This window comes from Ruegeria sp. YS9, from assembly GCF_024628725.1.
GTDB classification, from domain to species: Bacteria; Pseudomonadota; Alphaproteobacteria; order Rhodobacterales; family Rhodobacteraceae; genus Ruegeria; species Ruegeria atlantica_C.
Map to the genome: position 1 here is coordinate 930,821 of NZ_CP102409.1, position 12,964 is coordinate 943,784.

Annotated in this window: 15 protein-coding genes and 1 tRNA gene; 9 read left to right on the plus strand and 7 right to left on the minus strand. The window is 56.5% G+C overall.

Features of this window, described 5'->3' with window-relative positions; translation table 11 throughout:
* From NOR97_RS04795 to NOR97_RS04820, 6 genes are read left to right on the plus strand one after another with little or no spacing between them, the layout of a single operon-like run.
* Positions 1-864, plus strand: a complete 864-nt coding sequence (locus NOR97_RS04795; RefSeq protein ID WP_050687562.1) for an ABC transporter permease — start codon at positions 1-3, stop codon at positions 862-864.
* The gene (locus tag NOR97_RS04800; RefSeq protein ID WP_050687564.1) at positions 861-1,661 is read left to right on the plus strand and encodes an ABC transporter permease; all 801 of its coding nucleotides are present in this window, start codon (positions 861-863) and stop codon (positions 1,659-1,661) included. Before NOR97_RS04795 ends, NOR97_RS04800 begins: the two co-directional genes overlap by 4 nt.
* The gene (locus NOR97_RS04805; protein ID WP_050687565.1) at positions 1,658-2,743 is read left to right on the plus strand and encodes an ABC transporter ATP-binding protein; all 1,086 of its coding nucleotides are present in this window, start codon (positions 1,658-1,660) and stop codon (positions 2,741-2,743) included. The genes NOR97_RS04800 and NOR97_RS04805 overlap by 4 nt, the downstream gene beginning before the upstream one ends.
* A gap of 4 nt (positions 2,744-2,747) precedes the next feature.
* Positions 2,748-3,641 (plus strand): polysaccharide deacetylase, encoded by an 894-nt coding sequence (locus NOR97_RS04810; RefSeq protein ID WP_050687567.1) that lies wholly within the window; start codon positions 2,748-2,750, stop codon positions 3,639-3,641.
* The gene (locus NOR97_RS04815; RefSeq protein ID WP_050687569.1) at positions 3,638-4,081 is read left to right on the plus strand and encodes a nucleoside deaminase; all 444 of its coding nucleotides are present in this window, start codon (positions 3,638-3,640) and stop codon (positions 4,079-4,081) included. Before NOR97_RS04810 ends, NOR97_RS04815 begins: the two co-directional genes overlap by 4 nt.
* A 27-nt stretch (positions 4,082-4,108) precedes the next feature.
* Positions 4,109-5,137 (plus strand): GlxA family transcriptional regulator, encoded by a 1,029-nt coding sequence (locus tag NOR97_RS04820; RefSeq protein WP_050687621.1) that lies wholly within the window; start codon positions 4,109-4,111, stop codon positions 5,135-5,137.
* Positions 5,138-5,144: 7 nt separating this feature from the next.
* On the opposite strand, the gene NOR97_RS04825 is transcribed toward NOR97_RS04820, so the two are convergent.
* From NOR97_RS04825 to NOR97_RS04845, 5 genes are all read right to left on the minus strand, one after another.
* Positions 5,145-6,098 carry an IS481 family transposase gene (locus NOR97_RS04825; RefSeq protein ID WP_257600385.1) on the minus strand — a complete coding sequence of 318 codons (954 nt, stop codon included), beginning with the start codon at positions 6,096-6,098 and terminating at the stop codon, positions 5,145-5,147.
* A gap of 135 nt (positions 6,099-6,233) precedes the next feature.
* Entirely contained in the window at positions 6,234-7,466 is a 1,233-nt protein-coding gene (locus NOR97_RS04830; protein ID WP_050687573.1) for an aminopeptidase P family protein, read from the minus strand.
* 469 nt (positions 7,467-7,935) lie between these two features.
* Positions 7,936-8,568: a tyrosine-type recombinase/integrase gene (locus tag NOR97_RS04835; RefSeq protein WP_050687576.1), complete on the minus strand. Its 633-nt coding sequence runs from the start codon at positions 8,566-8,568 to the stop codon at positions 7,936-7,938.
* Positions 8,569-8,867: 299 nt separating this feature from the next.
* Positions 8,868-9,068, minus strand: a complete 201-nt coding sequence (locus NOR97_RS04840; RefSeq protein WP_257600386.1) for a hypothetical protein — start codon at positions 9,066-9,068, stop codon at positions 8,868-8,870.
* Between the two features lie 2 nt (positions 9,069-9,070).
* Positions 9,071-9,226 carry a helix-turn-helix domain-containing protein gene (locus NOR97_RS04845; RefSeq protein WP_233486594.1) on the minus strand — a complete coding sequence of 52 codons (156 nt, stop codon included), beginning with the start codon at positions 9,224-9,226 and terminating at the stop codon, positions 9,071-9,073.
* Between the two features lie 215 nt (positions 9,227-9,441).
* On the opposite strand from NOR97_RS04845, the gene NOR97_RS21195 reads away from it, so the two are divergent.
* Positions 9,442-10,083 carry a hypothetical protein gene (locus NOR97_RS21195; RefSeq protein WP_374041602.1) on the plus strand — a complete coding sequence of 214 codons (642 nt, stop codon included), beginning with the start codon at positions 9,442-9,444 and terminating at the stop codon, positions 10,081-10,083.
* Between the two features lie 2 nt (positions 10,084-10,085).
* Here NOR97_RS21195 and NOR97_RS04855 read toward each other — a convergent pair whose 3' ends face one another.
* Positions 10,086-10,391, minus strand: coding sequence for a hypothetical protein (locus tag NOR97_RS04855; RefSeq protein WP_050673817.1), 306 nt, complete (start codon positions 10,389-10,391; stop codon positions 10,086-10,088).
* A 672-nt stretch (positions 10,392-11,063) separates the two neighbouring features.
* On the opposite strand from NOR97_RS04855, the gene NOR97_RS04860 reads away from it, so the two are divergent.
* Entirely contained in the window at positions 11,064-11,939 is an 876-nt protein-coding gene (locus NOR97_RS04860; RefSeq protein WP_257600388.1) for a site-specific integrase, read from the plus strand.
* Positions 11,940-12,001: 62 nt separating this feature from the next.
* Here NOR97_RS04860 and NOR97_RS04865 read toward each other — a convergent pair.
* Positions 12,002-12,075: transfer RNA gene (locus tag NOR97_RS04865), tRNA-Cys, on the minus strand.
* A gap of 224 nt (positions 12,076-12,299) precedes the next feature.
* Between NOR97_RS04865 and NOR97_RS04870 the strand changes: the two genes are divergently transcribed.
* Positions 12,300-12,953: a protein-L-isoaspartate O-methyltransferase gene (locus NOR97_RS04870; protein ID WP_257600389.1), complete on the plus strand. Its 654-nt coding sequence runs from the start codon at positions 12,300-12,302 to the stop codon at positions 12,951-12,953.
* Positions 12,954-12,964 lie beyond the last annotated feature (11 nt).

Sequence of the window (12,964 nt, forward strand, 5' to 3'; positions counted from 1 at the left end):
ATGTCTTCCAATCCTGAAAATCGCCCAAGCCTTTATGCGCTGACGTGGCGTTTGCCGATCATCTTCTGGCAGCTGATCTTCTTTGTCGGGCCGGTTCTGTTCATGGTCGCGATGTCGTTCTTCCTGGTGAAGAACTATCGCATGACCGAAGCCTTCGAGTTCGTGAACTGGTCGCGGATGCTGACGCGCGGGTTCTTCTGGGACAGCTATTGGTACACGATAGGCATCGCCACACTGTCCACCGTCTGCGCGATGTGTATCGCCTTTCCGGCAGCCTTTGCATTGGCCTTCCGCGCTTCTGAAAGCACGCGACGCTGGGCGATCTTTCTGCTGATCATTCCGTTTTTCACCAGCTATCTGGTGCGCACATTTTCATGGTTCGTGATTCTGTCCGAAAGTGGCGTGGTAAATGCCGTGCTGGGCTACATCGGCCTTGGCCCCTACACCATGCTGAACACCAACTTCGGCACGCTGGTGGGCTACATGACTCTGACCCTGCCGCTGGTGGTCATACTGCAAACCGTCACGATGGCCAATATCGACAAAAACCTGATTGAGGCGGCGCGCAACCTTGGCTGTTCGCCCCTGCGCACGATCTGGCAGGTGATCATTCCACTGTCCAAGACCGGGCTGATCATCGCGGCGATCTTCTGCTTTATTCTGTCCTTTGGTGACTTTGTGGCACCCTTCTATCTGGGCGGATCGCAGGAACCGACCCTGCCAATCCTGATCCTCGATACCACCAAGTCCGGCCAGCAATGGCCGCGCGCAGCCGTTGTCGCGATCATGATGATGGTTACGCTCTTTGCCATCGCCTTCACCGGCATTGCTTTGGCCTATCGCAAGGGGAAGGGCGCAAAATGAAACAGAGCCGATCCCTCAACTTTATCCTTGGCATCTATGTCGTCCTGATCTTCGCCTTCGTATTTGCGCCCATCATCTTCAGCATGATCTTTTCCTTCAACTCGCAGCGCTTCCCGACGATCCCGTTGGGTGAGTTTTCGACCGAATGGTACGCTAAGGTCCTGGCCGATCCGGACATCTGGAAAGCCGCGCGCAACAGCCTGATCGTCTCCTGCTCAACGGCTGTGATCGCGACATTCCTAGGCTTTTGCACGGCCTATTCCGACTTCCGGTACAACTTCCGATTCAAAGGCCCGTACCTTGCGCTGATCCTGCTGCCGCCCACGATTCCGCTGATCATCATGGCGCTGGCCATGCTTGCGTGGCTGTCCAAGATCGGGATGTCCGGGCAGCTTTATTCGATCATCATTGCGCACAGCGTGCTGACAGCACCTTTTGCCATGGCTGTGATCCGCCTGCGGCTGAACCAAATGGACCCGGACCTCGAATCCGCTGCATGGAACCTGGGCGGATCGGAATGGCAGACCATGCGGCATGTGATCGTGCCGTTCTGCAAGCCTGCCATTTTTTCAAGCCTGTTCCTGACGGCCGCTGTCTCCTTCGACGAATTTGCTGTGTCATGGTTTGTCTCTGGCCTGAATTCTACGTTGCCCGTGGTCGTTCTCGAAATCGTTCAGGGCAATATTGACCCGCAGGTCAACGCCATCGGGACATTCGTCTTCCTCACATCAATGACGCTGGTTGTGCTGGCACAGCTCTTCTTCGCCAGCCGCCAAATCAAGGGCCTGCACGCATGAGCAAACCGCTGGTTGTCTTTGACAAAGTACAAAAGCACTTCGGCAATTTCGTTGCAGTTAAAGAACTGGATTTCGAAATCCGCGAAGGTGAGTTCCTCGCAATCATGGGGCCATCCGGCTGCGGCAAGACCACAACTTTGCGCATGTTGGCCGGCCTCGAAGCGCCGACGCACGGCGAGATTCGCCTAAATGATCGAGTGATGAATGACGTTGCCCCGCACGAGCGCGACACGCCTTTGGTTTGGCAGTCACTCGCGCTCTTCCCATTCCTGACGGCGCGCGAAAACGTCGAATTTGGTCTCAAGATGCGTGGCGTTGACAAGGCGGAACGCAAAGAGCGTGCGATAAAGTGGCTCGACAAAATGGGGATCCTCGAATTTGAGAACCGCCATATTTCGACCTTGTCAGGTGGCCAGAAGCAACGTGTTGCACTGGCTCGTTCGCTGGTGATGGAGCCACAGATCCTGCTCTTGGACGAACCATTGTCAGCTCTGGATGCTCATTTGGTAATTCGCATGCAGGCCGTCCTCACGGACCTTCAGCGCGAGTTGGGGATTACCTTTGTCTACGTGACCCACTCCCAGTCCGAGGCCTTTGCGATGGCCGACCGCGTCATCATCATGGGCAAAGGCGAGATTGGTCAGATCGGCACGCCCAAGGAAATCTACCGCGCCCCTGCAAACCAGTTCGTCGCCGAGTTTGTGGGCCGCAACAATATTCTGGCAGGCAAAGTCAAATCTGTTGACGGCGGTACGGCGCGCATCACAACCACCTCTGGCGAATTCACAGTACCCACGAACGAGGTGCAGCTGGTCGAAGACCACAACGCCAGCTTCGTGATCTCCGCCGATCTGGTGCACATCGCATCAGAAGAACCCGTCGGCGGGAACAAGGCGTATTGCAAGCTGATTTCTGAAGAATTCGTCGGCTCCATGGTCACCCTGTTCCTCGAAGACGCGCAGGGCCATGAATTCAAGGTCCAGATGCAGGAACGCGAACTGTCCAAGTTCGATCTGCACTCTGGTGATGAAATCTGGCTGTCGTGGGACACGCAAAGCGCCCACGTCCTGAACGAAAGCTGACGATGTGATCCGCAACCCCATCCCCTGGCCCAATGGTGCCAAATGCGCCGTGGCAATTACGTTCGACATGGATGCGGACAGCCTGATCCACATCGCCAAGCCCGAAGACAGCCACGACCGGCTCTACCCCATTTCAATGGGCCGCTATGGCCCTCTGGTCGCGCTACCCCGCATCCTCGACACCTACCGGTGTCTGGGCCTGAAGCAATCGTTCTTCATCCCCGGCTGGTGTTTGGAGACCTACCCGGATGTGGCCGAGGCGATCCTGAAAGACGGGCACGAGATCGGCCACCACGGATACTTGCACGAAGACCCTATAAAGACACGCGGGGAGCAGCGCGAGTGGTTCGAGCGCACGCTCGATGCGCATATGCGCATCTGCGGGCAAAAGCCGCGTGGTTACCGTGCACCGGTCTACAACATAACGCAGGAAGTCGTCGATCTGATGATCGAACACGGCATTCGCTATGACAGCTCAATGATGGCCGACGACATTCCGTACCGTTTGGACACGGCCAATGGATCTCTCTACGAAATGCCTGTGCATTGGGGTACCGACGACTGGCCCCCCTTCGCGCATTACGACGAGATTGGGTACATGATGCCAGTTGCAAGCCCGTCGCACGGGCTCAGCGGTTTCTGGGAGGAATTCGAGGCGCAGTATGACGCCGGTGGTTTCTTTATGCTGATCATCCATCCTTTTCTCACAGGGAGATTGGCGCGGTGGAAGCAGGTTGAAGCATGGATTGCCAAAACGCAGGAAACCAAAGACGTCTGGTTTGCCACCCTTGACGAGATTGCCGATCATATGGACCAGTTGCAGGAGAATGGCACCTGGATGCCAAGCGTTGAACGGCTGCCCTACTACGACGGGCCAATCCTGGGGGACAAGACATGAACGCTGACGACACACGCTTGCTGCGCATCGCTTACGACGAGGCCAAAGCCGGGTTTGAAGAAGGCGGGTGCCCGATAGGTTCAGTGCTGGCGCGCGGCGGCGAAGTCGTAGCCCAAGGGCGCAATCAACGTGTCCAAAAAGGCGACCCGATTGCCCATGGCGAGATGGATGCGTTGCGCAAGGCCGGCCGCCAGAAGACCTATCGCGACACGACGCTTTATACGTCGCTCAGCCCGTGCATGATGTGCACCGGGACGATCATTCAATTCGGCATCCCGCGCGTGGTGATCGGCGAAAACACCAACTTCGGCGGGAACGAAGAGTTCCTACGCTCGAAAGGCGTTGAAGTGATAGTCGCAGATGACCCCGATTGCATTGCTCTGATGCAGCGCTTCATCGATGAAAAACCGGAGCTCTGGGCAGAGGACATCGCGGAGTAATCGCGTCCTGTGATCAAAAACGAGAGCATGACTGTAGATCGGCCGGATCTCGTGCCCGCGGGGGCGTTCAGCTATCCGGTCAAGGATCCCAAGGCAACCCGGTGGTTCGGGTTCCTGCTGTTGCCCCAATTCACTTTGCTCGCGTTCAGCGCTGCTCTGGATCCTCTGCGCATCGCCAACCAGCTGTCCCAAAAACCACTCTATGGATGGCTGGCCATCTCAGATGACGGCAGGGCTGTTTCGTCATCCTCCGGCATCGATATTGATGTGCATGGCAGCCTGGACGATCTGAACCCCGATACCTACCTCTTTGTCTGTTCGGGCAACAATAGTATTCAGGCGGCCTCCGACGATGTCTTGGGGGGCATACGCCGCCACGCCCGGTTTGGCGGCAAGCTTGGCGGCATCTGCACCGGTGCTGCGACCCTCGCGCGCGCGGGTTTTCTCAGGGACAAGACTTTCACCCTTCATTGGGAAAACCAGCCCGGATTTGTTGAGGCATTTTCCGATCTGGAGCCCACACCACAGAGGTTCGAAAGGGACGGAAGTCTGCTGACTTGCGGTGGTGGTGTTGCGGCAACTGAAATGATGATTTCGATCATCGCCGAAGACTATGGCGAAGACTTTGCAATCGCCGTTTCGGATATGTGTTTGAACGGCCCCGATGTCGCGACCCGCAGCGAACAGCGCTCCTCAATCGCCAAGGCCATCAGCTCTCGCAATCCTCGTATCCTTGCTGTTCTGCGGGCCATGTATGACAATATCGAGGACCCGCTGACGCTCGATGAACTTGCCACAAGCGCGGGTATTTCGCGCCGTCAGATTGAACGTCAGTTCAGACAATTGCTGAACGAGGCTCCGGCGCAAACCTATCGCAACATCAGATTGGAACGCGCGCGCACATTGCTTACAGAAACCAACCTGAGTGTCATGGAAGTTGCCATGGCGTCAGGGTTCAACTCGAACAACGTATTCTCACGGCATTACAAAGAGCGATACGGCGAAACACCCTATGGGCACCGAGGGCGGCTCAAAACGGTGGGCAACAACAAATAGTGTCGCGCTAGATGTGGAACCTCAACAGGTTGTTCCGATCAAAGTCTAGCCGGCTGATGGGTGGTTTTGATTTTAGCGCCGTGTGTGGGCGGTGCCAATTGTAGAGGTGGGTCCAGACCGGCAGATCGGCGGCGCGGTCGTCTGAGGTCTGATAGACTCGGGCGTAGGCCCATTCACGCAGAGCAGTCTGGATGAACCTCTCGGCTTTTCCGTTGGTTTTGGGCGTGTAGGGTTTGGTGCGGATGTGGCGGATGCCAAGCTCGGCACAGGCGGCCTTGAAAGCATGAGATTTGTAGCACGACCCATTGTCTGTCATCACCCGCGCAACCTTCACCCCGATGGACGCATACCAGGCCACCGCCGCATTCAGGTGCGCCACCGCGCTCACCGCCTTTTCGTCGGGATGGACCTGGGTGAAGGCCAGGCGCGAGGCGTCATCGACACAGACATGCACATATTCCCAGCCGATCCCTCGGCTGTTCGACTGGCCTGTCCTGTCGCCCGTGATGCGGTGCCCGGCGCGCTCAAACTTGCCAAGACGCTTGATATCGAGGTGGATCATGTCGCCGGGATGATCGCGTTCATACCGGCGTACAGGCTCGGCAGGCTCCAGATCGCGTAGCCGCGAAAGGCCCGCCCTGCGCAGAACCCGGCTGACCGTCGCCGCCGAAACGCCGGTCCTTGCCGCAATATGTGCCCCGGTAAGACGCTGACGGCGCAAGGCGATGATCCGGTCTGCCACGTCATCAGGCGTAGGATTGCGCAGAGAATAAGGGCGTGAACTGCGATCCTGCAAACCTTCGCGCCCCTCCTGTTCATACCGCCGCCACCACTTCGTGGCCGTCTTGGCAGAGCAGCCGCAGATCGCCCCAGCCTGCGCAAAACTCATCCCGCATGCAATCATCCCCACTAGCCGCTCTCGACCCAATGGCGTCAGTCTGGCATTCTTGTGCACGTTCATTCGATCCCTCCGAACAAGGTTGGTGCTTGGTAACTCCAACCAACTCGGTCTGGATCGAATGGACAACCTGCTGAAAGCTCACAGCTAGAGCCGGTATGAGCAGCTGTAGCCGCTCATACCTTGGATCAGGACTGTTTACCCGACGACGTTGTGCTCCGGTCCGTAGGGGAAACCGGTGATGTTCTCGTTACCGTCTTCGGTGATGACCAGAATGTCATGCTCGCGGTAGCCGCCTGCGCCGGGCTGGCCATCAGGAATCGTCAGCATTGGCTCCATCGAGATCACCATCCCCGGTTCAAGCACAGTGTCGATATCTTCCCGCAGCTCAAGCCCTGCCTCACGGCCATAGTAATGCGACAGAACGCCAAAGGAATGGCCATATCCAAAGGTCCGGTACTGCAGCATGTCGCGCTCCGCAAAGAAGTCGTTGATCTTGTGCGTGACCTCGGCGCAGGACACACCCGGCTTGAGCAAGCTCATTCCGTATTCATGGGCAGCGACATTCGCTCCCCAGACCTTGAGGCTGGCCGGATCCACCTCCTCGACGAAAAGTGTGCGCTCGAGCGCCGTGTAGTAGCCCGAGATCATCGGGAAGGTATTGAGGCTGAGGATGTCACCGCGCTCTAGTTTGCGGCAGGTCACAGGGTTGTGCGCGCCATCGGTGTTAATGCCAGACTGGAACCAGACCCATGTGTCGCGGATTTCAGAATCTGGGAACCGTTTGGAAATCTCCAATTCCATCGCATCGCGTCCGGCCATGGCAACGTCGATCTCGCGCGCTCCGGTTTTGATCGCGTCCTTGATGGCATATCCACCAACGTCCGCTGTCGCGGCACCTGCTCGGATCAGTTCGATCTCTGCCTCAGATTTGTGCATGCGCAACCGCATGGTTGTCGGCGCGATGTCTTTCTTGACAGAGGGTGCCAGGAATTCATCCATCAAGCCCAGTTGTGTATAGGAAATGTGATCCCCTTCGAATCCGACTACCTTACCGGACCCCGTCACAGACTGGATCGCACGCCAATAGTTGTTCCGCTGCCAATCAGTGTAGGTGATGTTGTCACCATAGCCACGACGCCAGGGCTGTGCCGCGTCGATGCCTGCGCTGAACGTGACGGTTTCGGTCGCTGTGACCACCTGAGCGTAAGGCCGACCAAACGCACAATACAAAAAGCCCGAGTAGTAGGAGACGTTGTGCATTGAGGTTAACACGCAGGCATCAATGCCCTCATCGGCCATGACCGCACGCAGCTTGGTCAAGCGTGCTTCATATTCGGCGTCGGCAAAAGGCAGCACCTTTTCGCCTTGGTGAAAACGGTAAAAATCTGGGCGCTGTCCTGCAACGCCAAACTCGGATATTCCGGACATCGGTATACTCCTGTTCAGGCCGAGTGTGACGAGGAGGAGCGTGCTTCATACCGGTTGCACCTTCCCTCACCACAAGAGCGGCAAAGCAAGATCCCGGCGTTCAGGATGGTTGGATAGGGATGCTCTAATCGGAATTCGGTTAGTGACGACGCCATCGTCAATCCCATGGTGCACTAATAGACAAAAAGCATCGCCCAATCAAGAATGTTCACCGCCGAACTTCTGAAAAGACGCAAGCTGTTAGCTGACTTTGGACGCGTCCTCTTGCACGCTCACCCTGACGACGACGGGAACGTCCCACAACCCTGCGGATTCGACCAAACCCAGATTTTGCAGCCGCAGGGAACAGCCGCAATGCCCGCTTCGACCGCAGCATCCGTGACTATGGGTTCGCATTTCGTTTTCGACGTCGCGTGATCTCAGATCTCTTATGATCTGGCGAACGGTAAGCACCGTTCGCCAACATTGCTTAGATATCGATGCGCTCCGCAATACTCAGAGCATCTTCCAACTCAACGCCTAAATATCGCACCGTACTGTCAACTTTTGTGTGACCAAGCAGAAGCTGCACCGCGCGAAGGTTGCCAGTCTTGCGATATATCTCGGCAGCTTTGGTCCGACGGAGCGAATGAGTGCCGTAACCGCTGGGTTCCAGTCCAATTGCAGTCACCCAATCACGAACAAGTCGAGCATATTGCCGCGCGGAGATGTGAGGTCGGTCATGAAATCGGCTGGGAAACACGAAAAGGCGGCCGATCATTTCAGGCGATCTAACCCAAGCAGTAACCGTTTCTCTCGTGTTTTCAGTCAGTTCAAACCGAACCGGCTGATTGGTTTTGCTTTGGATCACCGACACTCGTTCGCGAACGCGATCATCTCTGACCAAATCGGTCACGGCGAGTTTGACTAAGTCGCACCCTCGCAACTTGCTATCAATCGCGACGTTGAACAGCGCGAGGTCGCGAAGGTAGCCTGCAATCTCGAGCCGAGCGCGGATTGCCCAAACTTGTTTGGGAAACAGCGGCCGTTTCTGGCCGATTATCCGCCCTTTGTTCCAAGCTTTGCGTTTTGGGGTGACTGCGGGAAGTTGGACTCGTGGCATAACATGCCCTCCAATCCTCCCTCCAAACCCAGACGTCAGCGCCGCGCTGACGTCTGGAGCATAGCATCGGGTCGACACGCTGTAGCCCATCGATGGTGTTTAGCTTTTTTGCCTTGGTTTTTTGACGTGGGAAGCTCCGCGACCTGATCCTTGAATGCCACACCAAAGCTCCAGATTGCGCGAATGGCTGCTTCTTACACCGTGTTGCAGCATCAAAACCTTCGCCAATGCAGCACAATCCGTGCTGCGAGCGCACGCAGCACAAAATAAGGACTTCCGGTGTGGGCTCTTTCCCGACTTTAGCCGCGTTTTAAGCCAACGTCCGGTTCAGCGGAGTGGTCTGAGCAGACTTGTGTTGTAGCGATGTCATTATCGTACAGCGCAGCCTGCGTCTCGCCGTTGTCCCACTGATACAGCAGACCGATTTCTTCACCTGTCTTGATGCATGAAATACGGCCGATGGCTTCGGCCGTTGTGCGAACACTCTCAAGTTTGGGCAAAACTAGCCCCTCTCGTTAAACAATTCCTTGGGATCGACCTCGAGGGCATCCGCGATCCGCTCCAGAACATCGATTGATGCTGAATTTTTGGCGAGTTCAATCTCGCTGATATAGCTGCGATCGATGTTCGCGGCCAAAGCTAGCTGTTCTTGGCTCAATCCTCTGGAACTTCTTAGATTCCGGACATTTAACCCTACTCGTTCCCGTAATTTCATGGCCTCTATTCGGCCAGATCACAAGAACCGCTCTACGGAATATATTCCACAAAGCGCGCGCGAACATCACAATCGCTATACTCGCATATGGTGTGATGGCCCGGGTTGGAGGTACGGTGTCAATAATGCAGTAATGTTATCATGAGGCATTTATTGTTATGTGGTGCAGACTTATCAGAACTTGGACCGCCGGAGCTGTCGTAGCTCTTTTTTCAACCGTGGCCCCGCAGGCGGCAAAGGCCTACCAAGTCGACTGTGCCATTCTGCTTTGCCTGGCTGGTGGGTGGCCCGCGTCAGCAGAATGTGCCCATGCCCGCGCCGTGTTTATCCGTCGGATCACGCCCTGGCCGATTGAGCCGCCGTTGCAAATCTGGCGCTGCCCTATGGGTGTTTCTGAGCTTGCGCCTTTGCAAAGCACGGCCCCGAAGATCTGGGAGGCCAACAACCCCAATGGTCAGACACTCGCCCAGGTTATTCAGGCTCAGTTGGCTGAAGGCGGTGCCGATATCGACATCAGCGGTCTGGAATTTGATTTTGTCCGCTCGATCCGCGTCTGGGATGTGCGGCACTACAGCCATCGCGAACGCGGTCGCGACGATGATTGTTCCGAGAGTTACAACATGCGCCTCGGGACTTATGGCACGCAGGGCGAATTCGGCTGGCAGCGCACGACACCTGCAGCTGCCCCACAATGGGTTCTGCCGACGCGGCGCTGTTCGTCGTCAAATTGGCGGCGCGGGGTCGGTGTCGAATGGAGAGATCACGAGGGCAACCACGGATATGAGTGGGTGGCCTACTGAGGCTATTCGCCGATGTCCTTCATACGTTCCGCGATATCGCCCGCAATGCGCTCATATAGGGCGGCTTGCTTATCTCGGGGAGTTCCGGGCTTCGGGTTTCTTCGACGGATGCGTTTGGCAAGCCAGAAGAGCATCCGGGCTGCTGGATCCGACGTCGCGTCCGGTTCTGCAGCCGGGTACTTCTCCTCAAGGGCGACGACGATTTCCTGAGACAGGCTGCGCCGGTTCAGTGTTGCATGCGTTTCCAGACGCTTCTTGAGCGCGGCAGGAAGCAAGAGTTTGAATTGGACCAAGGCTTCTTCTTTCATGATTGTATGATGGACAATATTTGTCCTCAATGATATGGACATTTTATGTCCTTTTGTTGAGGTGTAAATATGAAGACAACCCAGTTCAAACTTAACCTTCCAGCGGACGTGAAAGCCTGGCTTGAAGAGGAGGCCGTTCGGAACTTGCGCTCGCAAGGCGCTCAGGTGGTGTCTTGTTTGCGGGCAGCCATGTCGCGGCAAGAAGCCGTGGGTGAGAGGGCCGAAAAATGAGCCCAAGCCATATTCAGCTGATTCCGACCCCAGAGCTTGCGATTCTCTTCGGCTACAGTGAGCCGAGCGCGTCCTTCTATGACTTCTGCCGTAGGACGGGTATCGCTCCGGTGCCAGGGCGGCGCGGGTGGTATGACCCGAAACTCATTCGCGCGCGATTGGATGCTGTTCAGGGCATCAGCGTCACCGAACGCGAGGCCACTTCGCAACCGAGCCTCGTTGCACAGCGGAGAGCGCGCCGTGCCCAGAAGTAACCTTCCCAAGGGCGTCCACCGCGTCCGACGCAAGGTTGTGTCCGGTGTTCGCTACCATTTCTATGCTTGGCGGGGCGGCCCAAAATTTTGGGAAGGGACGGACCCAAACCCCAAAGAACCCGAATTCTTCCATGCGTTTTCGCAGTGCGGTACGCCCGTGAGCCCTGCCGAATATCTGACGACTCACTTGGTCGACGATTTTCTGTCCAGCGCGTCCTTGCCCAAGGCTGAGCGTTCAAAGGCTGATATCCGCAAATGGTTGGAACTTTTTCGCGAAGAATTCGGTGCCGATCCTGTTGCGATGTTCGAAGAGCGCGCCTCGCGGGGCGAGGTTAACAATTGGCGCAAGAAGTGGCTTCACTCGCCCAAGCAGCACGATATGGCGGGCACCCATGCGACGCGCGTCCTCAATTGGGCCGTGGAAGAGGGGAAGCTGAAAGAGCATCACTGCCACAAGCTCAAGAAGCTCTACCAATCGAACCGCACAGAAATCATCTGGACGAGCGGCGATATCGCACAGTTCAACAAACATGCACCCAAGTGGGTCCAAAGGATCCTGACCGCCGGATGCGAAACCGGCTTGCGAGCGGCCGATCTGGTTCAGGTAAAAATGGACCAATTCGAAGATACGCCGCACGGCAAGCGCCTTCGTTTCAGGACCAGTAAGCGCGGCCAGATCGCATATATCCCTGCCACATCGGCACTTGAGAAATTGATCGCAGAGACGCCGGAAGGCCAAGAGGTGCTGCTGGTGTCAGAGCTTGGCAGGCCTTTGACGGCCCGTTGGGCATCGAACCAGATCACCAAGTGGCGGCGCGAAGCTCAGATCCCCCCTTGGATCGACGGCAGGGAGAAGACTTTGTCTGATACGCGCGGGACGGCAGCGACAAGACTGCTAAATGCCGATCTGTCCCTGCGTCAGATTGCGGTGCTGATGGGGTGGTCGGTTCGCTATGCCGCGCAGGTAATCGAGCATTATGCGCAGGTTAGCCCGGACGAAAGCGATGCGGTTCTGCGCAAGCTCAATCGAGCAAAATCACTGTCTCAAGACACAAAAATGTAAACGCCCCTGTAAACGCGGGGTCTCAAACACGGCAAGGAGTGATGTAAGTGATTGTTTTTAAATGGAGGCGAGTACCGGAATCGAACCGGTGTACACGGATTTGCAATCCGCTGCGTCACCACTCCGCCAACTCGCCTTTTCAAGTAATATCAAATACTTGTCGTGGTGTGCGTGGGTTTTTAGCAGCTTTCCCAAGGGGCGTCCAGAGGATTGCGCGCAATTTTGACGATGAGATTGAAATTTGCCGAAGCCCGCAACCGAAAACGCTCAGGCGCAGGGGGTTGCGTCAACAGGGCCGTTGCTGGGCGGTTCAGGATGTGGCACAAGCCGGTTAACTTTGGGAATGACTCGAGAGATCCTATGACAGATTTCGCTGCCCGGCGCCGCACTATGGTTGATACGCAAATCCGACCTTCGGATGTTACAAAGTTCCCGATCATTGAGGCGATGCTGAATGTCCCGCGCGAAAACTTCGTACCTGACGCACAGCGTGAGGCGGCCTATGCCGACACTGTGATCGATCTGGGCAACGGGCGCTGTATGCTCGAGCCGAGAACGCTCGCTAAAATGCTGGATGCGCTCAACATTTCAAACGACGAGATGATTCTCGATATCGCTCCGGCGACAGGGTATTCCACTGCGGTTGCCGCGCGTATGGCCCAGTTGGTTGTTGGTGTGGAAAGCGACGACTCGCTGGCGTCCGAGGCGCAAAGCCTGTTGGCTGAGGCGGATGTGGACAACGCCATCATCCACGTCGGTCCTTTGGACCAGGGTGCGGCTGAACACGGTCCTTACGATGCGATCATGGTGCAGGGCGGTGTTGAACGGGTTCCCGATGCTCTGTTGGATCAGCTCAAGGAACATGGCCGGATCGCCTGCCTGTTTGTTGAAGGAAATCTTGGGACCGTGCGGATCGGTCGAAAGACCGGAGGCCGGGTCAGCTGGCGGGATGCCTTCAACGCCAGTGCACCGATACTAGAGAACTTTTCGGCGGAGTGTGCATTTTCGCTATAGTTCGCCGATAG